We start from the raw sequence: 24,954 nt of genomic DNA on the forward strand, positions 1-24,954 counted from the left end.
CATTCGCATGCCGCATAGGCCTCGGCAAGCTGCCCAGGCCCCTGTTGGTTCGATTCAAAATTTAGTCTTGGTCGGAACGGCGATTAAACTCGTTCATAGCTTTGGTGACGCCTTCCGAGAGCAAATATGCTACCGCGTCCGCCGCGCGCTCGATTGTGACAGCCATATCTTCGCGCTCACGCTTGCTAAAAGGGCTTAGAACATAGCGCGCCGGGTCTTGGCGGCCCGGCGGCCTGCCGATGCCGACCCGCACTCGCACAAACGCGCCGGAGCCGATTTGGTCTACGATGGAGATTATTCCTTTATGTCCGCCGCTCCCGCCATTCTCTCGAACGCGTATCTGACCCGGCTCCAGGTCGAGGTCGTCGTAGACGACGATGAGCTTCTCGGGGTCCGCGTCGGCCGCCCTGAGAAGCTCCTTCACCGCCAGCCCGCTATTGTTCATGAACGTGCGCGGCTCGGCTAACGTTACCGGTATCCCTGAGATGGCGCCCTCGCCCCACCGCGCCAACCGGGTTCTCTTGTCGAGAGCGATGTCGCGGGTTTGCGCCAAGCGCTCGACGACCATAAAGCCCGCGTTATGGCGTGTCGATTCATATTCGGTTCCGGGATTTCCCAATCCTACTACTATATTCATGCAACCTCAAAGAAAAAAGCGCGGATCGCGCCCGCGCTTCCAGGTTTGATCCTATTTAGACGCTTCGGCTTCCTTTTCGGCCGCTTTAGCCGCGGCTCCGCCGCTTGCGACCAATTCAGGCTCAGCGCCCTCGACCGCTTCAGCGCCCTCGACCTCCGCCTTGCCTAAGGATATGGCAAGAATCGTCGAATCCGGGTCGGTCACCAGCTCGATATCGGCGGGAATTACGATATCCCGCGCGTGGATGGCGGCACCGACCACCAAAGTGCTCACGTCGACCACAAGGTTTCCCGGCATGTCCGTAGGCAGACCCTCAAGCTCTACTTCCCAAAGCTGCTGCTCGAGCATCCCGCCGGCTTTTACACCGGGCGCTTCCCCTACGACCGATATCGGAACCATCGCGTTTATCTTCTCATCCATCGCTATCTTCTGAAAGTCGATACTAAAATACTCGTTCCGCAAGGGATTCTTTTGAATCTCTTTGATTATCGCGCTCGGGTGGCTCCGCATACCCGCGATTTTGAGCTTGACGATAACGTTGGTTCCTGATTTCGAGTGCACGATCGCGCGAAAGTCACGGGCGTCGACTGTCAGCGTCGACGACTCCCCGTCGCTGTATAAGACCGCGGGCACCCTTCCTTCACGTCGCAGTTTTTTGCTCGACTCTTTACCTACGACATCACGCTTTTCCGCCTTAAGTTCGGCTGTTTCCATCTCATCACTCCTGTGCTTTCGCCATGCCGCCGACCTGTCAACTCCTTAGCGAGCCGCTTTTTAGGCCCAACCGCGACATGCCATATAATCATCATTTACCTGTAATTGTAAACCGCTTCTCGTCCCTAGTCTTGGTTTTGCCCGTCGAAAAGCTCGCTTACCGACCTGTCCTCGTATACATTTCTAATCGCCTCAGCAAAGAGCTGTGCGATGGAGACGACCTTTATCCTGGATAGAAGCTTATTCTCCGGTATCGGAAGCGTGTCCAAGACCACCAGCTCTTTTATCGGCGACTTGGCTATCCTGTCGATTGCCGGACCGGATAGTACCGGATGCGTCGCGGCGGCGAAGACCTCTTTCGCGCCGTGCTCCATAAGCGCCTGGGCGCCGTTGCTCAGCGTCCCGGCGGTATCCACCATGTCGTCGACGAGCAGACACGGCCTTCCTTCGACTTCACCTATAACGTGCGATATCTCGGCGACATTATGCGCCGGTCGGCTCTTATGAAGAATAGCAAGCGTCGCCCCGATTCTGTCCGAAAACTTCTTAGCCATTTTTACCCTGCCGACGTCGGGCGAGACAATAACCAGATTTTCGAGGTTTTTCTCTTTAAAGTAGTCCACCAGGAGCGGAAGGCCCGTCAGGTGGTCGACAGGGACGTTGAAGAAGCCTTGTATCTGCCCGGCATGCAGGTCTACCGTTATCACTCTGTTGATACCGGCGGTCATCAAGATGTCGGCGACGAGCTTCGCTGTGATGGGCTCTCGCGCGGCCGCCTTCTTGTCCTGCCTCGCGTAGCCGTAAAATGGGACAACCGCGGAAATCCGGTGCGCGGAAGCGCGTTTGAGCGCGTCGATCATGATCAGCAGCTCGACCAGATAGTCGTTTATGGGATCACACAATGTTTGAACGACAAAGACCTCGGCGCCCCGCACGCTTTCGAGGTACCGAACGTAGATTTCGCCGCTGCTGAAGGTCGCCAACTCCACCTCACCCAGATGTATCCCGAGATGCCCCGCGATCTCCTGGGCGAGCGCCGGTATGGACCGGCCGCTAAACATCATCAACCGTTTGCTTTCTTCGCTAGCCATTATCTCCTCATGCTTTACTGTTCAGGCCGTCTCGCCTTTTTTCTTCGCTTCTTAGCCCAGTCGCCGATTGTCCGCTGCTCTGAACGCTCAATCGCCAAGCTATCCTCGGGCACGTCTTTAGAGATAACCGAACCCGCGCCCGTAAACGAACCCTTGCCTACTTTGACGGGGGCGACGAGCATGGTGTCGCTTCCGATGAAAGCGCCGGCCTCGACGACGGTCCTATGTTTCTCGAAACCGTCATAATTACAGGTTATGGTTCCCGCACCTATATTAACATAATCGCCGATTAGTGCGTCCCCGATATAGCTGAGATGCGGCACTTTGCTGTCGATGCCCAGCTCGCTGTTTTTTATCTCTACAAAACCGCCGACCTTGGCCCCCGTCTTGACATGCGTCCCCGGTCGAACATGAGCGAACGGGCCGATGGTCGCGTCGTCCTCTATGGTGCTCTGGAGCACTATGGAATTGTCTATCGTAGTATTATCCCCGACCTTGGAGCCCTTCAGTCGCGAGGATGGCCCCACAACACATCCCTCGCCGATGATTGTCTCGGCATCTATAAAGGTCATCGGATAAATGATGGTGTCGGCGCCGATTTGGGCGCCGGGCGTTATAAAGGTCGATGCGGATTCGATGATGGTCACGCCGCGCAGCATATAGCCCTCGTTGACTCTGTGGCGCATAACCTTATCCGCCTGCGCCAACTGCACCCGTGAGTTTACGCCGGCGATTTCATCGGCGTCGCCCGCGGTGCGTGCGGCGACCGCGGCACCCTGCTCGCGCAGGATTTCGATGACGTCGGTCAGATAATACTCTTTCTGCTCGTTGTCGGCGCCAACTTGCCCCAAAGCCGCAAATAGCTTCTCCGAGTCAAAACAGTAAATCCCGGAATTGGTCTCGTCGATTCTTTTCTCCTCCTCGGTCGCGTCCTTTTCCTCGACGATGGCTGCGACCGAACCATCGGCCGCCCGAACGATTCTGCCATATCCGGTAGGATTATCGAGCCGCGCGGTCAAAATGCCGACGGCGGCGCCCGCGGTATGGTAGGCATCGATGAGTTCGGATATCGTCTCGGGTCTGATAAGGGGCGTATCACCGCTTAAGATCACAAGACTACCCTCAAATCCGGAGAGCATCGGACGGCTCGCCATCACCGCATGCCCCGTACCGAGCTGCTCCTCTTGGAGGGCGAACTCGACGCCGTCGACGGCGGACATGACCTCCTCGGCCTTATGACCGACGACGACTATAATCTTTTTCGGCTCAAGCGCGCGGGCCGCATCGACGACATAGTGCAACATCGGCCTCCCGCAGACGGCGTGGAGAACTTTCGGCGTCGACGATTTCATGCGGGTTCCCTCACCCGCGGCCAAAACAATCACAGCAAGGTTCATAATTAAGAAATTATACACTTATAGCCCGATATTTAAAACTATGCGTAATAATGAGCGCATGTCGGACAATCCACGGCAAAAGATTCCAGACTTCAGCGTTGATAAAAAAACGGTTTCCCGGCGGGAACAATCGAAGGGGCGGGGGTTACTTAAGACTTGTCGGACGCCGGAAAACGGCGCCCCTCGAACACTTTCGAAATTCGACCTGAAAGCGGCTTAAGCCGGTAGAATCGGGACATATATGCGACACGCGGTCACTCCAAATACCGGTTTTACCGCAAAACGTCCTTGTTTTATTTAACGCCCCTATCGCCTAAAGAACAGAGCCGGCACACACAGACGTTCTTGCTATTGATCGAGCTGCCCCTTGTACTCCTCGATTACCGCGGCTTGGATGCGCTCCCGAGTCTCACTGTTGATAGGATGGGCGATATCCCTGAAATCGCCGTTTGGCAACTTACGGCTGGGCATAGCGACAAATAGGCCTTTGTCCCCTTCGACGACTCGCAAATCGTGAACGACAAACTGGTCATCGATGGTAATGCTCGCTATCGCTTTCACCTTGTTCATCTCTACCGGTCGAATGCTCACCTTTGTAATTTCCATACTTGCGCTCCTTTACTGTGTGGTTGCCAACCCGATGGCTGAAATCTCTATCCTAGCGCCCTTTGGCAGAGCTGCGACTTGAACCGCTTCTCTGGCAGGCGGCTGTTGGGAAAATATTTCACCGAAAACATCGTTGACGGTTGAAAAATCAGCTATATCGCTCAGATACACCGTCATCTTTAAAGTCTTGTCAAACGAACTGTTTCCCGCTAAAAGGATGGCTTCGACATTCTTAAGAGCGCGCTGCGTCTGCACTCGCATGTCGCCGTCGACGAGTTCCCCCGTATTCGGGTCGAGCGGAATCTGACCCGAGACAAAGACGAGGTTCTCGGCCCGTATCCCCTGCGAATATGGTCCCACGGGAAGCGGTGCGCCTTCGGTTATTATCGTTATCTTATTCATGTCGACCCCCAGAGAGAACTGCTTCGACCAATTTTAAATCCGATTCTTTGTCGACATCGACCCCTATCTCTATAAACGGCGTCTCAATCCCCGCGCATGTGGCGTTTAACACATCGCCCACTCGTTGCTCCATCCGGCGAATGTCGAGCATCCCCAGAAAGAACCCGACCAGAAACCAAAAACCAAGTATTTGAAAGAGCTTCATCGGGCTCTTTCGCATATCATAAACGTCTTCCATCAAATCCATGTTCTTCGAGACCACGACCGGGTTCATAAGCATAATATTCCCCCCCGTGAATCTTCCTTCCCGCAAACGGACATAGGTCCGCTTCATGCCGGGAAAACGGCGCTCGGGCTCACCGTAACGGATAATCGGATAACATATATCGACATCGCGTTTTGCGCATCGAAGCAGAAAATCGCCGACGGCCTCAACGGTTACCAACGGGATATCGGCCGAGAGCATAAGGACCGGCTTCTTCGCCGCCAAAGACTCAAAACCGGCCTTTGCCACTTGCGGCAAACTACCACTCGCGACCTTGATCGTTACCCGGTCATCCATATGAGACGTTCCCTCTTCGGAGGGGAGCACTACGCAAATCCGGCCGATATCGGCGCAACTCAAAAGAGTCTCGACAATATATTCATACATGGGCCTGCCGTTTATCGGGACCATTCCTTTGGCCGCAACCGGCGCGAGCCCACGAGCATTGCCTCCGGCCAGGACAATCGCGTCTACCAATACTTGCCACCTCTAAACTTCTATTGGGTGTTACATATTCGTTATTCTTACCTGTTTTTCCTCTAGTTTAGATGAAGTTTGCTCAAAGAATCTCAACATATCGACGGAAAACTTCAAATTGCGGTCGGCGCTTCGTCCAATATCGGCGCTCCAGCCGACGCTTGGCGCCTCTTACACCAGTTCCACACCGGTACGCGCCGGTTTTACAACCTCCACAAAGAACGAGCTGTCGTGGAGGCGCATAGCCCGCGCGACCTCGAGCGCCGCAACCTCATCGCCGCAGAGCGCGAAGACCGATGGGCCGCTTCCCGACATCAACGCCGCAAGCGCCCCGGACGCAAGCGCTATATCTTTGGCCTCTAAAATTATGGGATAGCGTTTGAGCACTACATATTCGAGAAGATTGTTGAGTGAACCCGCGATGCCTCGGGCGTCGCCGTGGTAAAGCGCGCTCAATATCTCGTCTTTTTTCCCAAGCGGCGCCGGCCCCGCCTCATCGAACTGACGGTAGACCTCCGCGGTAGAGACAGGCATCGGTGGGGTCGCTATTACCAGCGAAACATCGGGCACCGGTGTCAGGGACGCCAGTATCTCGCCTTTGCCCTCGGCCAGCATAGTGCCGCCGATAAGGCAGAACGGTACGTCGGCACCGATTCTAGTCGCTATCTCTTTGAGATACTCGCTTGAAAGGTCGAGGCCCCATAGACGGTCGAGGCCGAAAAGCGTCGCGGCCGCATCGGCGCTTCCTCCCGCCAATCCGGCCGCGATGGGAATGTTCTTCTTGATGCTTATGCGAGCGCCCGCCCTAACACCGGTCTGCTCCCTCAACTCCAGCGCCGCCCGATACGCCAGGTTGGTCGTTCCGCTTAAGCCCCCCGCGGTACAACGCACGTCGATGACCGGATAGGGCGCTTCGGATATTTCGAGCAAATCATGGAGTGAGACGCTTTGCATGATACTTACAATCCGGTGGTATCCGTCGGGATAGCGCGAGATTACGTCGAGGTAAAGGTTTATCTTGGCGAAAGCCTTAATCGTAAGCAAATTTTTGCTGGTCTCAGCCGTCATTGGTTCACCAGGCCCCGTAATCCGTCGTCAAGCCTAAACTCGATATTATTGAATGAGCCAAGGTAGTAAGTTTTCCCCGTTATCGGGGTTTGAAAGTTCGACCGTCTTGGTCAAAACGTCGGCGTAGCTATAAGAGACCCTCCTGCAACGATCCCTCTTCTCCTCGACTTTGACGACGAACAAATTAGGGTGTGTCTCTTCAAGAACACCCTCTCTTTCTATGATTTTGCAGCGCCCCATATTTGCCTTAAGACGCATTTTTTCGCCTACGAACTCGTCAAGCTCCTTCCGAATACGATCGACGACTTCGGCATGGGGCACTTGAATTAATGCCATCGCTATTATCCTCTCCTTCAGATACCCACCAATTATATATCAAAATCGCAAAAACTACAAGTTTACCTTGAGCGGTAATCAAATGCAAGAATATCTTCGCCAATATTTTTTATACGACAAAGTACGGTCAAATCCTTCTTTATTAATAAAATTTTGAAACATTCGCGGATATTCTTGCAACCTCGTCGTTGCTTGAGAGACATGCGCAAAACTACCTATGCGTCTCCTTATAGATGACGTCCGCTATACGCGCAAACTCATCTATTGAAAGCGTCTCTCCGCGGCGCAGCGGGTCGATGCCGGCTCGATGGAGCAGCTCACCTAAGGTAGAGGGGTCGAGACGGAGCGGCTCACTCCCGGCCAGAGCATTCTTTATGGTCTTTCTCCGCATCCCGAAAGCACCTTTGACGACCGCGAAGAAGAGGTCGCGGTCGACTACGTCCGCGCTCGGCTCGACATAACGCTCCATCTTGATAACCGCCGACCGCACCTCCGGTGGAGGGATAAAGACGTTTCTCGATATCGTCGCGACCTTGTTTATATCGCAGTAGAACTGCGCTTTTACCGAAAACACGCCATAATCCCGAGTCGCGGGTTTTGCCGTGACCCTATCGGCGACTTCTTTTTGGATCATGACCACATAAAGCTTTAGTTCTTCGAAGTTGTCGAGATAGCCGGCGAGAAGCGGTGTCGCTATTTGATAAGGAAGGTTCGCCACCAGCTTGTTTGGAACCGGCAGACCTCCTGGAAGGTGCGGCAAGTCCGCCTTGAGCGCATCGATAAAGACCACCTCGGCATTGGGGAAGTCTTTGAGCGTGTATTCGAGGACCGGCTCTAGCCGCCGGTCGAGTTCGAGCGATATGACTTTGCCCGCTCGTTCGGCCAAGGCCTGGGTAAGGGTTCCGATGCCGGGGCCGACTTCGAGAACGACGTCGTCGGCCGAGAGGTCCGCGGCGTCGACGATTTTATTTAGGATATTCTGGTCTACCAAAAAATGTTGCCCCAGGCTCTTATCGAGCCTGAGGCTAAATTTTTTGACAACTTCCAGTGTCGCGTGTGGCGTAGCTAGAGTCACTGTGGCTCCATCGCCTCGTAGTAACCTATTCCAGGATGGTAACTTTTACATCCCGTCGGCCAAACTTAAAGCATTCCCCCGGTGTGTTATAGCACAGGTCGATACGATTTCCTTTAATCGCTCCACCGGTATCCGCTGCGATCGCTTCGCCATAACCTTCGACATACACCCTTGTGCCCAGAGGAATAACTCTCGGGTCTACCGCGACGACGCCTCTCTGTGCTCTCATGCCGCTAGCGGTTATGCTGCCGACGCCCGGGCCGTAATTCGGCGCATAGGCGGTAGCTTCCATAACAACCGTCTTTCCGGCGGGAGCACGAGTAGCCCCTCGCGATACACTGGACCCTACCAATCGGGCGACCTTACGTTTTGTGCCGACCGCCACCACCTCGCTCGACGGCGGCGTCACAACACTCTGAGATTTAACACTTCTCGTGACCGGCCGGTCGCCTTCGTACACAACTTCGACAATCTTTACGAGCAAACCTTGCTTGCCCGCCGCTACGACCTTCTTCTTCCCATAATCGAGACCCGCGTCCGTCTTGTTTACGGTCTCATAAGGAATAGTGGTCTTGGTGACTTCAAACTTGCTCGTCACCAGCGCTACGTTAATCGCTAAGCCTGCCTTGAGCCTCGTGTCGATACTCGGCTCCACTTTATCGGCGGGCTTTAGACGTAACCCGATGTCTTCCAGGGCTCCTCCAACGGTGCCGTTAGTCGACATCACTCCAAATTCAGCTTCGTTGATTCTTATTTTCAATGGTACGGCTTGTTGTATTTTTACTGTCATACCCTCCCTAACTCGGTCGGAGGGTTCGGGCGTTACTTCGTCTGATGCCTTGATCGTTACGCCGTTTTCGTTCAATACAGCAGCCACAGTCCGGCCTCGCGTCGTTATCGTCTTCGCCTCTCCATCGATGACCAGGTTTACTTTAGCTTCACTGTAAACCATATCCATCAAGACAAGTACCATAATTAGCGCGAGAAGAAGCACTTCGTACTTTCTTACACCAAAACCGCCGGCTAGCTGAGGAAAACGTGCCTTCATCAAATCAGTCCCTTCAGCTTGCTTATTAAGTTGTCAAGGCACAATCGCAACGAGTGCCTGTCATTATAGCACAATCGGTTTCGTTTTGAAAAACTTAAATGACGGGCACGGTACGGCATCGACAGAAACACGGCGATTATTCGAGTCGCCCAACGCTGAGACCCGAATATTAGACGATGTAACCCGCGTCGATACAATATAAGCGGACTATTTAAGCGATGCCGAAGAGAAGCCGTATGTTTTCCTGCGTCGATGCCTCGACCGCCGAAACGTCGATCTCTTTGAGTTCGGCGATCTTCTCCGCGACCAAGCGCACATGCGCGGGCTCGTTTTTGCGGCCCCGGTACGGGTGAGGTGTAAGATACGGTGAATCGGTTTCGACGAGGAGTTTGGTCAAAGGAACGAATTTGGCTATACCGGCCAATGCGCCCGCGTTTTTGAACGTGACGGGGCCGGCGATCGATATATAGAAATTCATGGCGAGAACTTTTTCGGCAAACGCCAGGTCTCCACTGAAGCAGTGAAAGACCCCCTTTTTGGTCCCATGTTTGATAAGCGCCCCCATAACATCCGCATCCGCATCGCGATCGTGGACTATGACCGGCAATTTCAATTTCTTGGCCAGCTCGAGCTGTTGCTCAAAGACTTTCCGCTGCACCAGATGGGGCGAGTGGTTCTTATGGTAGTCGAGTCCTATCTCCCCTATTGCCACGACCTTCGGCTCTTTTGCCAGGCGCTCCAACTCTTTGAGCGTCTCGGGGTTGACGTCGCTCGCGTTGTGGGGATGGACGCCGACCGCGGCGTATACCTCACTGTACTTCCGGGCCAGCTCGACGACCCTATAGCTGCTCTCAAGACTATCCGCAATCGTGATTATACCGGTTACACCGTTCTCGGCCGCGCGCGCCAATACTTTTTCTATCTTAGGCTCTGAGCCATAGAAATCCAAATGCGCATGGCTATCGGTCAAACCGCCTCTTTTATTACCCATCGGCCTCCGATCTCACACATAAAAGTAACCCTCAGAGCAACAACTACACCACAATACTATCCAACTTGGCAAGAGTTTATGCGTCTTCTTCTATCTCGATTCGAGGAAAGAGCGGCGGCGCTTTCTTGACCGATGTGCCGGAGGCTAGACCGTCCCAGCTCTTAGCGTCCTCGAAAGAGAGTTCCTCGAAGCCCTCCTGCCCGAGCCGGCTCCATATCTGAGCGGCGGTCTTCGGCATCACCGGAGTTAGGTTGAGTGCGACGATACGAATACTCTCCAGGAGCGTGCGCATCACGGTTGCGAGCCGCTCGGCCTGTCCTTCTCTAGCCAGCGCCCAAGGGGCCGCTTCATCGATATATTTATTGGCTTTGCCGACTACCTTCCATATCCGCACAAGCGCCTCTCGAATATCAATCCTATCCATCGCTTCCCCGACGGCATCGGCTAGACCGAGCGCTTCGTTTTTTAAATCCGCGTCGATCGGGCCTACCTCCCCCGCCTCGGGAATCGCTCCCTCGAAGTATTTCATCATCATCGCCACCGTGCGGTGGACGAGGTTGCCGAGGTCGTTGGCGAGGTCGCCGTTGATCCTGCGCACGACGGCGTCTTTGGTGAACTCACCATCGAGCCCCAGGCCGATCTCGCGCAAGAGAAAATAACGGATGGTGTCCTCTCCGAACTCGTCTATCAACTCGTTGGGGTCGACTACAATGCCTTTGGATTTCGAGATCTTTTCGCCGCCGAGCGTCCAGAAACCGGTGGCCAATACTTTTTTGGGAAGCTCGACGCCGAGCGCCAGCAGCATTATGGGCCAGATAACCGCATGGAAGCGGATGATGTCTTTGCCGATGACATGGATGTCCGCGGGCCAGTATTTCCGATATTTCTCATCGTCTTGGAGGTAGCCGCTACCGGTAATGTAGTTGATTAGCGCGTCGAACCAGACATATATGATGTGCTTCGAATCGAAGGGTACGGGTATGCCCCATTGAAAGGTCGTGCGCGAAACCGATATGTCTTGGACGCCGCCCTCCATGAAACTCAAAACCTCGTTGCGGCGAAAATCGGGCTGAACGAAGTCGGGATGCTTTTCGATATGCGTCAGGAGAGCTTCCTGATATTTGGAGGTCCTGAAATAATAGCTCTCCTCTTTCAGCCATTCGACCTCGCGGCCGCATTCGGGACAGCATCCGCCGACAAGTTGAGCTTCGGGATAAAAAGTCTCTTCATGGACACAGTACCAGCCTTCATACAGCCCCTTATAAATATCCCCTTTATCATAGAGCGCCTGGAAGATGCTTTGTACGACCTCGATATGTCGCTCCTGCGTCGTTCTTATAAAATCGTCGTACGATATGTTCAGCTTTTTCCATAACGATTGCCACGGTTCGACCATTCGATCGGAGTGCTCTTGAGGAGAGAGCCCTTTTTCACGCGCGGCCTTCTCTACTTTCTGGCCGTGTTCGTCGGTGCCGGTCAAAAACAGCACGTCATAGCCGGTAAAACGCTTGTACCTAGCCATAACGTCCGCGATTATAGTCGAATATCCGTGTCCGATATGGGGAACATCATTAACATAGTAGATAGGCGTCGTTACGTAAAAAGCCTTCCTTGACAAGTTAAAATCTCCCCGCGCCTGTTGTAAAAATTTCACTTAATTCTATAATAGTCTGCGTTGACACAAATTTTCCTCAACCATATAATTGATGCAACCACTTGTCAAGGAAAGCAGCAGGAGGTACACCATGAAGTCCACCGGCATTGTGAGGCGTGTAGACGAACTAGGAAGAATAGTAATACCCATGGAGCTAAGACGAACATTTGGCATAGAGATCAAGGACCCCTTAGAGATCTTTGTCGACGGTGATTCTATCGTCTTATCCAAGTATCAATCGGTCTGTGTCTTTTGCGGAAGCGGCACCCGGATCGAAACTTTTAAAGGCAAAAATGTCTGCCAAGACTGCAAAAAGGAGCTTCTGATAGATCGAAAAGTATAGCGGACAACAGTGGAGTAACCGGTAGGAAGAACCGGCGGCCCTGCGATATAGCATGGATGTAGCGTCAATGGGCCTGTCTCAAGAGTCTACGTGTGGATATCCTTAACGGACTCGTAGACTATACGCTTGCCGACACCCAAACCTTTAGCTACCTCGAAAATCGCCTGCTTCTTTGGCATACCTTCGTTCATGAGACCGACAACCGCGGACCTTAAACCATCGGCCTCCAATATTCGGGGACGTTTTTCTTTTGACGGCGCTATCAACAGAACCACCTCTCCCCTTATCTCGGTCGCATCTAAGCGCTCGAGCATTTCGCCCGCCGTACCCCTGAGAACTTGCTCGAATTTCTTGGTCAGCTCCCGCGCCGTGACTACTTCGCGGTCGGCATCGAACTCGGCGATTTCCCGGAGCGTGGCTTTGAGGCGACGGGGTGACTCGAAGAGTACCACGGTGCGCTTCTGCCCCGCCAGCTCGGCCAAGAGCGCGGTGCGCTCCCCTTTTTTGCGCGGCATGAACCCCTGAAAAACAAAGCTATCGGTAGGTAGGCCCGAAATGACGAGCGCGGTGATAAGCGAGGACGCGCCCGGAACCGCCTCCACCGCAATCCCTCTGTCGATACAACGCTTGATAAGCTTGTGTCCGGGGTCTGAAATGCCCGGCATGCCGGCATCCGAGACGAGCGCGACCGTTGCGCCCGACTCGATCAAAGCGACGAGCGCGCCGGCTTTGGCCGCCTCGTTGTGCTCGTGGTAGCTGGTCAATTTGGTATGTATGTCATAGTAGCTGAGGAGCTTGCGTGTGTGCCGCGTATCCTCGGCGGCGATGTAGTCGGCCTCCTTAAGAATGCGAAGCGCGCGGAGGGTGATATCTTCGAGGTTTCCTATGGGTGTTGCGCAGATATAGAGCTTTCCATTCTCCCCAGACACCATAACTCCTTCATAGGCGACGCACTCTAAGGCGCATTATCCGACGCCGCTGCCGCTGCCTCGTCCGTTCCCAGATTATCGCTTATCCGCCCACGCAACGCAAGGAACGCCAGCGTCCAGAAGGTGCTCCCAAAGGCTTCGAAAAAGCCGTATGGGATTAGAGCCGCCAAGAAAAGGACCGCGGCGACCGACAGGGCGACGACGAGGCTCGTCCCGAAAAGCGCCTTGACCGCGAGTATTATAAGCGCGCCCAGTCCTCCCGCAAAGGCGATAAAGACGACCGTGAGGCCGAAGATGATGAGCCAAGTCAAAATCGCCGAGCCCAGTTCGCGCCTGAAGAGCGACGACGCTTGCTTGACCGCGGCAAAAGCCCGCGTCCCATCGATTACGATGAAGCGGTTGGCGAAGCGGCCTATGATGGCGAGTGCGATTCCCAAAGCGATGAAGATAAGTATGGCTAATGCGGTGGCGAAGACCAAAATAACGACTGTGGTGGTGGAGGCGGCGGTATTTTGCGTTACGGTCATGAAGAGGTAGATATCGGCTATGGCGACTATCGTAAGTATAAGCATAAAAGGAACCCAAAGGAGCAGCGCGGCGCCGAGAACCGGGATAGCCTTGCGGATGCCGACGCCGAGACCGCGGCCGAAACGCGCTCGCTTTCCCGCCGCCGCGTCCCCCGCCAGCCCGATGAGCGCGCCGGTGACGATTATATAGACGGCGACGCTAAAGACTATGAGAGCGACCAATCCGGCGAAAAGCATGATGAGCGTCTCCGCGGTCAGGCTGCCCGCAAAAGAATCGATACGCTCTTGAACCAGCTCGATATCCCGCTCATCGGCGGTAAAGTTGACGAAGTTGCCGGCACCGCCGGAGAGGCTCAGAAAAACACCGAACAACCATATTGTCTTGTTACGCCGGACCAATCCGGCGGCGCGTGACAGAAGCTTTCCGTACTCCACTCTCTTCAACCCCTTAAACGCGATGACTGCAGTGGATATTGGTCAAGCCTGAGCCTATCCCCTCCTTGGCGCCGGCCGGAGGTGCGTCTCCTTAATACTTTAGTAATACGCTTAACTTTATTATATTCGCTGCCTAGCAGGCATTTTACTCTAGCGTTACCAGCTCGTAGGCGCGCGTGCCGAGCCCGATTTCCTCGCCATACGCAAGCTGCGGACGCCAATCAATACCGCTGATACGCCCGAATTTGTCGGGGTCGTCGGCGCGCGTGAGCCGGCCCGCGATTCCCAACGTATCGTTGACCAGGTCGGCGCAGGCTTGGTCTATCGCGATAGGGTCGAGCGACGCCGCGACGCCGATATCGGGGACTATCGGTGTGTCGTTCCAGCCCCAGCAGTCGCAATCCGGGCTCACATCCATAACAAAATTAACGTATCCGACTTTACCGGGTTTATCTTTTACCGCCGCCCAGACGTACTCGACGATCTTCTCTTGAATGGTACGCGGCTCGGTCTTCCAGTTGACCATGATTGCTCCAAACGAGCAGGTCACCGTACATTCCCCGCAACCGATACACATCGCCGAATCTATCTTTGCCGTGTCGGTTACGGCGATGGCTCCGGTGGGGCACCACTCGACGCAATCCCCGCACGCGGTGCAAGTCTCCTCGTCGACCTTGGGCAAAACATCGGAGTGCATCATCTGTTTCGCGCTGCGACAGCCTAACCCCATTCCGACATTCTTGAGCGCTCCGCCGAAGCCGGTCAACTCATGCCCTTTAAAGTGAGTCAGCACGATCATGGCGTCCGCGTGGACGACCGCGCTCCCCAACTTGGCTTCTTTGAAATGTTTGCCGTCGATTTCAACGGCGGCATAGTCCTTTCCATTGAGGCCGTCGGCTATGACAAGCGGCGCGCCGACCGTCGCATAGCTAAAACCGTTTTCTAACGCGGTCGTAAGATGGTCGACCGCGTTAGAACGCGTGCCCACATACAACGTATTGGCGTCTGTGATAAACGGTTTGCCGCCCGCCGCTTTGACCTTGTCGACGATGCGCCTGACATATAGCGGCGACAGAAAAGCCGTGTTGCCTCGCTCTCCAAAATGGACCTTGACGGCGACGATCTCGCCGGGTGAAATAAGCGACGCGAAACCGGCCCGCTCGAAGAGTTCCTCGGTCTTGGTAAGCCAACTCTTATGCTTCCCGGAAAATCGGCTCAAATATACTTTCGACATAGACCACCTCAAATTATTAAATCGACGACGATACAGTGAAGGCTGCTCGATAACTACACAAGCAAAGGCTTATTATGTGAACGATTATTGCACAACAATGTCATCGTCGCCAACCGTGCCGAGATACTCGGCCTTAGCTCAATCTTTGCCGACCGCCTCGGCGGCTTCCTGTCCGCTCGCAGCTTCGCCCGCCGTATGCGCCGCGCCGAACTCATAGGCTTTCAGTTTTTCGGCCATCTCTTTTAGTCGCTCGTTCGCCAGGTAGTGGACGGTGCCTTCGGGAAAGGCGCCGCCTTCGGCTCTCAGGCCGGCCTCGACCCCGGTAAGGATCTCGATTCCCTCGTCTATCGTGCGCACCGGGTAAATATGAAACCGTCCCGCCTCCACCGCCTCCAAGACCTCGTTCTTGAGCATAAGGTTGTCGAGATTTTGCACGGGTATGAGGACGCCCTGCTCCCCCGTGAGCCCACGCGCCCGGCAGACATCGAAGAACCCTTCTATCTTGCGGTTGACCCCGCCGATCGGTTGAATTTCCCCGTGCTGATTGACCGAGCCCGTAACCGCCATGTTCTGCTTGATGGGCAGGCCGGAGAGCGCCGAAAGAATCGTGTAGAGTTCGGTGCTCGACGCGCTGTCGCCGTCGACGCCTTCGTAGCTCTGCTCGAACGTGATACTCGCCGACATCGACAGCGGTTTGTCCGTCGCGTACATGCCGGCGAGATAGTTCGCGAGAATGAGAACGCCCTTGCTGTGGCTCGGCCCGCTCATCGATATCTCGCGCTCGATATCGACGACGCCGCGTTTGCCTAGATGGACCTTACCGGTAATCCGGGAGGGCCGACCGAAATAGTAATCGCCCAGACTTATGATGGAGAGCGCGTTGATCTGCCCGACGACTTCACCCTCGGTCTTAATCATCACGATATCCCTATCGATCAGCTCCTGCGTCTTCGCCTCTATCATATTTGACCGGAACCGCTTATGCTCGACCGCCCTGTCCACATGCCCGGCGTTGACGACCGCCGAGCCGTTGTCCGCTGTCGCCCAATAACTCGCCTCGCTGGCGATATCGCCGATGTCCATAAAACGGGTCGAGAGCTTCTTCTGGTCGCCCGCGAGCCAAGAGCCGTATTCGACGATTTTCGCGACCCCCGACGGGTCGAACGGCTTGAGCTTCGCCTCCCGAACCCTGCTGCCGACAAAGCTCGCGTAACTGAGCATGTGCTCGTCGGTGCGGTCCATCTCTATATTGAAGTCGGCTTTTACCTTGAAGAGTTCCCGGAAATCCTCATCCATCTGGTAGAGGAGCATATATATGCGCGGGCTGCCGACCAAGACCACTTTGACATTGAGAGGAATAGGCTCCGGCTTGATGGTCGAAGCCGGAATCGCCCTAAACTGTTCGCCCATAAGCTCGATTCGTATCTCCTCGCTGTGGAGCGCGCGTTTTAGCATATCCCAGGCGAGCGGGCTCATCAGCAGGTCCAGTATGTTCACGAGCAAATAACCGCCGTTCGCCCGGTGAAACGCGCCCGCTTTTATCAATGTAAAGTCGGTGCTCATCGCGCCAAAGGTCGCCTTATACTCGGTTTTACCGGTCAGATTATAGTAAGAAGGGTTAAGCTCGAAATCGACCGGTGCGCCCTCGAGTTCGCCGTTGTCGACGACGACATTTACTTTGTACCGGTCGAAGGTCGGCTGCTTCTGGAACGCCTCGAGGCCGGGCATAACCGCCAACGGTTTTTCGGTGACGCGAAAATCGTTAAGGTTATCGATGATATCCTTCTCTATCTGCTCCAAATAAGCGATGACTTTGGCGTGGTCTTTATAGTTATCGCGCAAATCCTGGAGCAAGTGGCCTATCGCAAAGAGCGAAGTTTCTTTATCCAACTCCTGGACTCTCTGCTTGGCTTCCTTTTCGGTGCGCCGTATGCGACCTAAGACCTCGTTAATCTCGGATTGTAACCCCTCCGCCGCCGTTTGAATCTCTTTTCGCTCCTCCTCGGGGAGGAGACCGAACTCTTCTCTCCGCAAAGGTCTCCCTTTTCTCAACGGAAGCGTGGCGATGCCCGAGGGAGTTATGTCGACCGCGAATCCGCGCTCCTCCGCTTTCTTCTCTATCTCGCCGAAGCCTTTCTCCTTTGCGGCTTCGAAATCATTCGAGATGCGCGATTTGCGCTCCTCATACTCTTTGCCCTCGAAGGCTTTGGGAATCTCTTCCCGCGCGCTCTCGATAAGCTCATCCATATGTTTGGCGAATTCCCTGCTGTGACCGGCGGGAAGCGATATCGCCAACGGGCGGTCGGGGTCGACAAAATTGTTGACATAACACCAGTCGTCGGGGACGGGCTCCTCCTTGGCCCGCTTTTGAATATACGCTTTGATAGTCGAGGTCTTGCCCACCCCGAGGGGGCCCGAGGCATAAAGGTTAAAACCTTTTGTCTTGATGCCTAAGCCGAACTCTATCGCTTCGAGCGCTCTCGCTTGCCCGACCGTTCCCTCGAGCGGCTCGACCTCGTCGGTAGAGCTAAACTTAAAGATACTCGCGTCGCAGACCTGTCGAAGGCCTTCGACAGGCACTTCGGCCGGCTTACCCGTTGTTTTTTTGACCGTCTTTGAACCCATTTTATCCCCTTTCGCCACTATAACGATGATTTACCCGCTTCGGGCCGTCGGAAAACTAGAAATGCCCGCTTAATAAGGGATTTGTGACTATTTGTGCGAACGGTTGATCTGCCATTAAGCGCAAAGAGAAGGCCTGAGCTTCTGATTAGGGCTACCCGGCATCGAAGGTCTCGAATACGAGGGCGGCCGCACCGAGCATCCCGGCCTGGTTTCCGAGTTGGCCCCGGACGATTTTGGCGACATACTTATTCGGGCTAAGGGTTCGTTCGGCCACTACGGCTCTAGCCGGTGCGAGCACCAGCTCGCCGACTTCGGCCATGCCGCCGTCGATGACTACGATTTCCGGGTTGAAGATGTTGATAATATTGTTGATGCCGATTCCGAGCCAGAAACCGACCTCGGCGAAGACCTCGTTGGCCGCGACGTCGCCCTGGCGGGCCGCCTCGGTCACCATCGGGCCGGTTACCCGCGCCGGGTCACCGCCGGCCATCTCGCCGATGAGACCGCCCCCGTCGAGCACGAGCCGCGCTCTTGCAAAGCGAACGAGCGCTCTTCCGGACGCCATCTCCTCGAAACACCCGTACGAGCCGCAAGTGCATCTGGGACCTGACGCAGAGATTACCATGTGCCCCAGCTCAGCGGCGCTGCCGGTCGCCCCCCGGTAGAGACGCCCATCGCAGATAATGCCCGAGCCGATGCCGGTGCCGAGTGTCAGGCCGACGATATGGTTGGCGTCACGCGCCGTCCCATAGTGCTTCTCGCCAAAGGTCGCGAGATTCGCGTCGTTGTCGAGGACTGTCGGCAGCCCGCAGCTCTTTTCGATTATCGCGCGAAGCTTTATGTCGCTAAAAGGAAGGTTCGGCGATTGCACGATAGCCCCGCGCGCCCAGTCGACGGTACCCGCCGCGGCGATGCCGATGCCCACCGGTTCGACTCTCCCGGACGAAGCTGTCTTGACGGTCTCTATGAGCCGGGTAATCGCATCGATCGCGACTTCGCTCGATTGGAGTGGCGTGGGGATCGTGCGCGATAAGACGATCTTTCCCCGCCGGTCGACGGTCGCCGCGGCGATCTTTGTGCCGCCGATATCGACTCCGATTGCCGCGGTTCGCGAGCGCATACAAACACCACCCTTTTCAATCACGCTGTTAGAGTTAAATGTTAAGTTCTCCAACCGGCCCGCGGTTCCTTCGTTAAAAGACGGGGTATCGCGGAAAACTCCATTCCTGGGTAAAATCCTCACCGGGGACTTTTGTCTTGACCACCACATCGCCGGAGAATATCTCGACGATATTATAGGAGGGTTCCGTAAAGCCGCGGGTTCGATAGGTCGAGGCGGTGCCGCTGTTTATAAGAAGCATGTTCGATACCGACCACACGTACGGCACGTGCTTGTGACCGCAAAAGACCAGGTTTACGCCGGCGCCGCGCAGGCGCGCCAGAACATCGCCGGCATCCCATACGATATTTCGCTCGCGACCGGTTCCGGGCACGCTTACCAGGTGGTGATGGAGGATGAAGACCTTAAAAGTGCTCTCGACGGCGAATTCCTCCTTAAGCCAATCGTAATGCTCGCGGCCTATCTCGCCGTCGTTGAGGTCGGGCTTGCATGAATCGACGGCGACGAACTTTATCCGTTCGTCTAAACCATCCTGCGACGCCATCCCGAATTGGAGGTCGTAGGTCTTGTAGCGGGTGCCGAAGATGTTTTCGAAGTGGAGGTAACCGAGATTGCGGTGGTCGTGATTGCCGGCGACGATTATCTTGACGGGGCAGCGCAGCATGTCGATATAATTTTGCGCCCGCTCGAACTCGTCCAAATAGCCCGCGGTCGTCAGGTCGCCACAGACGACCACGACATTCGGCTCGACCTCGTTTATCTCCTGGACAGCACTGAGCATGAGGCTCTCCTCAAAGCGGCTGTCGCCGCAATGGAGGTCCGATATCTGTGCGATTCTAAATAGCTCTATACCCATACATTAACCCCGCCCGATTGCCGGCAAGGCCCGACAACCGCGACCCAAAATCTCTCCTGGCTAAATGATAACCTTTTTGAGGCTCTTTTACACCCGGCTACTTAAATCGAGGCTGTGAGCTGCGGCGCCTTGAACCTGCGCAGCCTCAACGAATTCGATACCACCGAGACCGAGCTTAAAGCCATCGCCGCGGCCGCATACATCGGATTTAGGCTAATCCCGAAGAACGGGTAGAGAACACCGGCCGCCACGGGTATCAGCATTATATTATAGAAGAACGCCCAGAACAGGTTCTGGTAGATGGTCTTGAGCGTTTTCCGGCTGAGCGCGATCGAGGTCACCAGGCCTTGGAGGTCGCCGCTGATCAGCGTGATATCGGATGCTTCGATTGCGACGTCGGTGCCGGTACCTATCGCGATACCGATGTTCGCCTGCGCGAGCGCCGGCGCGTCGTTGATGCCGTCGCCCACCATAGCAACGACCCGCCCCTCATCCTGGAGACGCTTTATCTGACGAGCTTTGTCGGCCGGGAGCACCTCCGCGAAGACGCGGGCGATGCCGACTTGGCTCGCGATAGCCTTGGCTGTCCGCTCATTGTCGCCGGTTATCATAATTACTTCGAGCCCCATGTCCTTAAGTCGCCCAACGGCGGCCTTCGAGTTCCCCTTTAAAACGTCGGCGACGGCGACTATGCCGACCGCCTCCGTGTCGACCGAGATATACATGGGCGTCTTGCCCTCGGTGGAAAGCGTCGCGGCGACCCCGTCCAAGTCGTTGAGCGCGATATCGCGCTCGTCCATTAGGCGGGCGTTGCCCAACATCACACGGCGCCCGTCGATGGTAGCGCCGATGCCTCGGCCGGTGAACGACTCGAAATCTTGCGGCTCTCCCAGGGTGAGCGCTCGTTCTTTGGCGCGGGCGACTATCGCTTCACCGAGCGGGTGTTCGGAACCGCGCTCCGCGGATGCGGCAAACCGTAAAATATCTTCGTCGCTAAAGCCGACCGCCGCGACAATATCGGTTAAGACCGGTTTGCCCTGCGTCAAAGTGCCTGTTTTATCCAGAACGATAGCGTTTATCTTGTGCGCGTTCTCAAGCGCCTGCGCGTCACGGATAAGGATGCCGTTCTGCGCGCCCTGGCCGGTGCCGACCATGATGGCCGTCGGCGTGGCCAGCCCCAGCGCGCACGGGCAAGCTATAATCAACACGGCGACAAAGTTTAGTAAAGCTAACGTAAAGGCCGGTTTCGGGCCAAAGACGTACCAGACGACAAACGTCAGCACCGCGATAGTAATGACCGTCGGCACAAAATAACTCGCTACGATGTCGGCGAGACGCTGGATGGGGGCTTTGGAGCCCTGCGCTTCCTCGACGAGTTTTACTATTTGCGCCAAGGCGGTCTCGCTGCCGACTTTGGTCGCCTTGAATTTGAATGCCCCGGTCCTGTTTATGGTCGCGCCTATCACCTCATCGCCGGCGCGCTTTTCGACCGGGATACTCTCACCGGTTATCATCGACTCGTCTATCGACGAATAGCCGTCGACCACGATACCGTCGACCGGGATTTTCTCTCCGGGTCGAACCAGCACGATATCGCCGGCGACGATTGCGTCGATGGCTATATCGACCTCCCGGCCATCCCGGACTACGCGGCCGGTTTTCGCCTGGAGCCCGAGGAGTTTCTTTATAGCGTCCGAAGCCCTTCCCTTTGCTCTTGCCTCAAGATAGCGTCCGAAGAGGATGAGGGTGATAATCGTTGTGGAGGTATCGAAGTAGACCGCGGGCATGATCCCCTGGGCCTCGAAAAGCCCGGGGGTAAACGTTACCGCGACACTGTAGAGGTACGCGGCGGTCGTTCCGACCGCGACAAGCGTGTTCATGTCGGTGGCGCCGTGTTTGGCCGTAAGGTACGCCCCGCGGTAGAAACGCCGGCCCGCCCAGAACTGTACCGGAGTTGCCAGAGCTAAAAGTATCAAAAATCTCGTTTTGTCCGGGACCATCATCAGCGCGGGGATAAGGTCGTGCATGCTGCCTATCATCACTATAACGGTGAGCGCCGCTGCGATGGTCAAGCGAGGCTTTATCTCTTCGGCTTCACTCCGCGGCTTAAGCGCCTCCGCCGCGTCGTCCGTCTCCCGCACCTCATAGCCCGCATCGATTATCGCCTTCCTGAGTTGCCGCGGGGTCGCGACCGACGGAATATACGCGACGGTTCCCTTTTCGGTAGCCAGGTTGACATTGGCGGACAATACTCCCTCTACCGCGAGGAGCGCTTGCTCCACGCGGCGCACGCACGAAGCGCACGTCATCAAACCGATGGGGATGGCCGTCTCTTCGGCTTCGACTTCATAGCCCGCTTCTTTGATTGCCGCCAAAAGGTCGCCGACCGAGACTTTGTCCTTATCGATCTCGACAGTCGCCTTCCGGCTCGCCAGGCTGACGTTTACACCTATTACACCGTCTACTTTCCGGAGCGCCGTTTCCACGCGGCGCACGCACGACGCTCAGGTCATGCCCGTGACGGGAAGAATCACTTTTATCGTCTCCACGACTTCACCTTCTATTCTTATCTTCTATTCTTATCTAAGATAGAGCGTGTTTCTACGCGCCGAATCGATATTCCTCTTATGATACGCATCCAATCGATGAGAGCGCTCATCGAAAAAAAACCGGCGACATATACCCTTGCCCCCTATATGTACAAAGTTATCATTTGCGAACTTGCCAAGTCAAATCGTCAGCCATATAGCGAGGTGGATTTATATGGATTGTTGACACTTTCACAACATCCTAAGATAATAGGGGTATACGTATCTAGGCGAGGTCGAATGAGGTGGAGAAATGACTTCATATACAGCCGACAAAGAAAAGATTTTATCAAGACTTAAGCGTATTGAGGGGCAACTCCGCGGTATCCAGCGGATGGTAAACGACGAAAAGTATTGCGTCGACATTCTGGTCCAGATATCGTCGGTTCTCGGCGCGACTCAGCGAGTAGGACTAATCATCCTTGACGACCACATCAAAGGCTGTGTGCGAGAGGCCATGTCGAGCGAGGACGAAGACTCGGCCATACAGGAACTGATGGATGTAATCCAGCGTTTTGTAAAGACCTAACCGCTTCGGCACCCTCGTCAACTCTACCGAACGGCCGGCAGCGGGCCGGTCTCTATACCACATGGGCGCCGATTGTGAGCTAAACTGCGTCGCGGTCGCCTGTGCCGACTCCGCTTGGAGCGCGCAACACCGCCCCGGTCGCCGCGTCACTCACTATGACACCATCTCTCAACTCTATCAAACGACCGGTATCGCGAATCGAGTCGGGATTGTGCGTGACCATTATTATGGTTTGGCCGTCCGCGTGCAAGGCTTGAAAGAGGTCGAGAATCTCGGAACCGGTCTTGCTGTCGAGACTGCCCGTCGGCTCGTCGGCGAGGAGCATAGGCGGGTCGTTTACGATAGCGCGCGCGATGGCGACACGGCTTTGCTCGCCTCCGGAAAGCTCCGACGGCAACCGTCTTGCTTTGTCCCCGAGGCCGACTTTTTCGAGCATCCGAGCCGCCCGCCCTTTCTTGTCCTTGACGTCGGACACGACCAACGGCAGCATCACGTTTTCGAGCGCCGTAAGATACGGTATGAGCTGTGGCTGCTGAAAGACGAATCCCAAGTATTCGCGCCTGAAATCGGCCCGTTTCTCCTGCGATAGCGCGTAGACGTCGATACCGTCGACGAGGAGCGCGCCCTCACTCGGCGGGTTCATCGCACCCAAGATCGCCAGCAACGTGCTCTTTCCGCTCCCCGATGGGCCCATGACCGCGATATACTCGCCCGGCTCGATTGTAAAATCGACGTGCCGCAACGCATGGACTCTCGTCTCCTCATCGTTCCCATAATACTTGCAGACCCCGTTCGCTATCACCAGCGACATTAATAAAACCTCCTATGAAAGAAATCTACCCCTAAAGACTTTTGAGCGCGTCGGACGGATCCATGTTCGCCGCGCGGCGCGCCGGCATCGCGCTCGAGACGAGTCCGACGAAGACCGCTATCGCGAGCGCCAATAAAAAGACCGACGAACCGGCCTCGACCCGCAGTTCGATACCTCGCACGAACCGCGGCAACGCGTATGTGGCGCCGAAACCGACAATATAGCCGACAATACCGCCGACAACGCTGACCGCCAGCGCCTCGGTTAGAATTATCCGGGCAACGCTCGACTTCCGGTACCCCATCGCCCGAAATACGCCTATCTCTTGCTTGCGTTCGTTTACCGATGAGGTCATCGTCACAAAGACTATAAACCCGCTTATCATTATGATAATCGCCGTCACCATCAACCCGAATCTGACGAGTGAGCCCATCGCCTCTTCCCGATATTTGACCGCCTGCTTGATTGAGGAGACCTCGGCACCCGGAAGCGCCTTCTCCAACTCGGCCACGACGGTGTCGATTTGGTCGCTTCGCCGCGCCGATATTTCAATGAGGCTCAACTCTTGACCGCGGCCAAAGAGCGACTGCGCCAATTCGATATCGCTAAAGACCAGGCCGTCATCTTGGCTTCCGGTCTCATGTAAAATACCCGCCACCTTAAAGGTCTGTGAGCCGATTTTCACCGAATCGCCCACTTTTAGGCGGAGGCTCTTTGCGGCATCCGAACCGAGAATGACCTGGTCTTTCGACGAAGGTTTGTGCCCCGTGACCTTCCACCACTTCTTAACCTGAAACTCCTCGTCGAAATCGACCCCGACAAGGAGCGCCTTCTTATTCTTGACCTCGATCGCCTGTAAGACCTTGGGCGATATGGCCATAATATGATCCGCACTCCGAATCCGGCGCGCTTTCCCGAGGTCCGCTTCGGTCAAGGTTTCGACCTCGAACGTGTCGACGCCCGAGATATTCATGCCGCCGTAATTTAGCGAGAGGCTCGAAGAGGCGGGGTAAACCACGATATTGAAGCCGTACGCGTCGAGCTGGGTGTCGATGCTCTTTTCGAAAGCGAGCATCAAGGTGACGATAGAGACCATCGTCGCGATACCGACGGCCAACCCGACGACGACCAGCGTCGCCTTCCCTTTTCGTCGCGCGAGATTCTTAAAAGCAATCGTATGTAATCTCATCAGAACA

23 protein-coding genes and 1 pseudogene are annotated in these 24,954 nt (G+C 55.4%); 2 read left to right on the plus strand and 22 right to left on the minus strand.

What is annotated here, in order from left to right:
- Positions 1-61 precede the first annotated feature (61 nt).
- From pth to metG, 13 genes are all read right to left on the minus strand, one after another.
- Positions 62-637 (minus strand): aminoacyl-tRNA hydrolase, encoded by a 576-nt coding sequence (gene pth / locus KGZ93_08900; GenBank protein MBS3909725.1) that lies wholly within the window; start codon positions 635-637, stop codon positions 62-64.
- 51 nt (positions 638-688) lie between these two features.
- Positions 689-1,351, minus strand: coding sequence for a 50S ribosomal protein L25 (locus KGZ93_08905; protein ID MBS3909726.1), 663 nt, complete (start codon positions 1,349-1,351; stop codon positions 689-691).
- 125 nt (positions 1,352-1,476) lie between these two features.
- Positions 1,477-2,442: a ribose-phosphate diphosphokinase gene (locus KGZ93_08910; protein ID MBS3909727.1), complete on the minus strand. Its 966-nt coding sequence runs from the start codon at positions 2,440-2,442 to the stop codon at positions 1,477-1,479.
- A gap of 14 nt (positions 2,443-2,456) precedes the next feature.
- Positions 2,457-3,839 (minus strand): bifunctional UDP-N-acetylglucosamine diphosphorylase/glucosamine-1-phosphate N-acetyltransferase GlmU, encoded by a 1,383-nt coding sequence (gene glmU, locus KGZ93_08915; protein ID MBS3909728.1) that lies wholly within the window; start codon positions 3,837-3,839, stop codon positions 2,457-2,459.
- Positions 3,840-4,187: 348 nt separating this feature from the next.
- The gene (spoVG, locus tag KGZ93_08920; protein MBS3909729.1) at positions 4,188-4,445 is read right to left on the minus strand and encodes a septation regulator SpoVG; all 258 of its coding nucleotides are present in this window, start codon (positions 4,443-4,445) and stop codon (positions 4,188-4,190) included.
- Positions 4,446-4,457: 12 nt separating this feature from the next.
- The gene (locus KGZ93_08925; protein ID MBS3909730.1) at positions 4,458-4,847 is read right to left on the minus strand and encodes a Rid family detoxifying hydrolase; all 390 of its coding nucleotides are present in this window, start codon (positions 4,845-4,847) and stop codon (positions 4,458-4,460) included.
- Positions 4,840-5,589 carry a nucleotidyltransferase family protein gene (locus tag KGZ93_08930; protein MBS3909731.1) on the minus strand — a complete coding sequence of 250 codons (750 nt, stop codon included), beginning with the start codon at positions 5,587-5,589 and terminating at the stop codon, positions 4,840-4,842. Before KGZ93_08930 ends, KGZ93_08925 begins: the two co-directional genes overlap by 8 nt.
- Positions 5,590-5,760: 171 nt before the next feature.
- Entirely contained in the window at positions 5,761-6,657 is an 897-nt protein-coding gene (locus tag KGZ93_08935) for a 4-(cytidine 5'-diphospho)-2-C-methyl-D-erythritol kinase (GenBank protein ID MBS3909732.1), read from the minus strand.
- A gap of 45 nt (positions 6,658-6,702) precedes the next feature.
- A complete protein-coding gene (locus KGZ93_08940; GenBank protein MBS3909733.1) occupies positions 6,703-6,993 on the minus strand; it encodes a Veg family protein in 291 nt (96 codons plus the stop codon).
- A gap of 211 nt (positions 6,994-7,204) precedes the next feature.
- Positions 7,205-8,068, minus strand: coding sequence for a 16S rRNA (adenine(1518)-N(6)/adenine(1519)-N(6))-dimethyltransferase RsmA (gene rsmA, locus KGZ93_08945; protein ID MBS3909734.1), 864 nt, complete (start codon positions 8,066-8,068; stop codon positions 7,205-7,207).
- Between the two features lie 25 nt (positions 8,069-8,093).
- Entirely contained in the window at positions 8,094-9,119 is a 1,026-nt protein-coding gene (locus KGZ93_08950; GenBank protein ID MBS3909735.1) for a DUF348 domain-containing protein, read from the minus strand.
- Positions 9,120-9,327: 208 nt separating this feature from the next.
- Positions 9,328-10,107, minus strand: a complete 780-nt coding sequence (locus KGZ93_08955; GenBank protein MBS3909736.1) for a TatD family hydrolase — start codon at positions 10,105-10,107, stop codon at positions 9,328-9,330.
- Positions 10,108-10,183: 76 nt separating this feature from the next.
- The gene (gene metG, locus KGZ93_08960) at positions 10,184-11,725 is read right to left on the minus strand and encodes a methionine--tRNA ligase (GenBank protein ID MBS3909737.1); all 1,542 of its coding nucleotides are present in this window, start codon (positions 11,723-11,725) and stop codon (positions 10,184-10,186) included.
- Between the two features lie 127 nt (positions 11,726-11,852).
- Between metG and KGZ93_08965 the strand changes: the two genes are divergently transcribed.
- Positions 11,853-12,104, plus strand: coding sequence for an AbrB/MazE/SpoVT family DNA-binding domain-containing protein (locus tag KGZ93_08965; GenBank protein ID MBS3909738.1), 252 nt, complete (start codon positions 11,853-11,855; stop codon positions 12,102-12,104).
- 86 nt (positions 12,105-12,190) lie between these two features.
- On the opposite strand, the gene rsmI is transcribed toward KGZ93_08965, so the two are convergent.
- From rsmI to KGZ93_09000, 7 genes and pseudogenes are all read right to left on the minus strand, one after another.
- Entirely contained in the window at positions 12,191-13,036 is an 846-nt protein-coding gene (gene rsmI, locus KGZ93_08970) for a 16S rRNA (cytidine(1402)-2'-O)-methyltransferase (GenBank protein ID MBS3909739.1), read from the minus strand.
- 23 nt (positions 13,037-13,059) lie between these two features.
- The gene (locus tag KGZ93_08975; GenBank protein MBS3909740.1) at positions 13,060-13,995 is read right to left on the minus strand and encodes a hypothetical protein; all 936 of its coding nucleotides are present in this window, start codon (positions 13,993-13,995) and stop codon (positions 13,060-13,062) included.
- A gap of 145 nt (positions 13,996-14,140) precedes the next feature.
- A complete protein-coding gene (locus KGZ93_08980) occupies positions 14,141-15,229 on the minus strand; it encodes a DUF362 domain-containing protein (protein MBS3909741.1) in 1,089 nt (362 codons plus the stop codon).
- A 138-nt stretch (positions 15,230-15,367) separates the two neighbouring features.
- Positions 15,368-17,854: an AAA family ATPase gene (locus KGZ93_08985; protein ID MBS3909742.1), complete on the minus strand. Its 2,487-nt coding sequence runs from the start codon at positions 17,852-17,854 to the stop codon at positions 15,368-15,370.
- 151 nt (positions 17,855-18,005) lie between these two features.
- Positions 18,006-18,974 carry an ROK family protein gene (locus tag KGZ93_08990; GenBank protein ID MBS3909743.1) on the minus strand — a complete coding sequence of 323 codons (969 nt, stop codon included), beginning with the start codon at positions 18,972-18,974 and terminating at the stop codon, positions 18,006-18,008.
- Positions 18,975-19,047: 73 nt separating this feature from the next.
- Positions 19,048-19,830 (minus strand): metallophosphoesterase, encoded by a 783-nt coding sequence (locus tag KGZ93_08995; GenBank protein MBS3909744.1) that lies wholly within the window; start codon positions 19,828-19,830, stop codon positions 19,048-19,050.
- A gap of 101 nt (positions 19,831-19,931) precedes the next feature.
- Positions 19,932-22,343: pseudogene (locus KGZ93_09000) on the minus strand (heavy metal translocating P-type ATPase).
- Between the two features lie 328 nt (positions 22,344-22,671).
- Here KGZ93_09000 and KGZ93_09005 point away from each other — a divergent pair.
- Complete coding sequence (locus KGZ93_09005) at positions 22,672-22,947, plus strand: metal-sensitive transcriptional regulator (GenBank protein ID MBS3909745.1); 276 nt, start codon at positions 22,672-22,674, stop codon at positions 22,945-22,947.
- A gap of 79 nt (positions 22,948-23,026) precedes the next feature.
- Here KGZ93_09005 and KGZ93_09010 read toward each other — a convergent pair whose 3' ends face one another.
- Both KGZ93_09010 and KGZ93_09015 read right to left on the minus strand, forming a co-directional pair.
- On the minus strand, positions 23,027-23,758 hold the full coding sequence (locus KGZ93_09010; GenBank protein MBS3909746.1) for an ABC transporter ATP-binding protein: 732 nt from the start codon (positions 23,756-23,758) through the stop codon (positions 23,027-23,029).
- 31 nt (positions 23,759-23,789) lie between these two features.
- Positions 23,790-24,947 carry an ABC transporter permease gene (locus KGZ93_09015; protein ID MBS3909747.1) on the minus strand — a complete coding sequence of 386 codons (1,158 nt, stop codon included), beginning with the start codon at positions 24,945-24,947 and terminating at the stop codon, positions 23,790-23,792.
- Positions 24,948-24,954 lie beyond the last annotated feature (7 nt).

It is taken from the genome of Actinomycetota bacterium (assembly GCA_018333515.1).
Classification (GTDB): Bacteria; Actinomycetota; Aquicultoria; order Aquicultorales; family Aquicultoraceae; genus Aquicultor.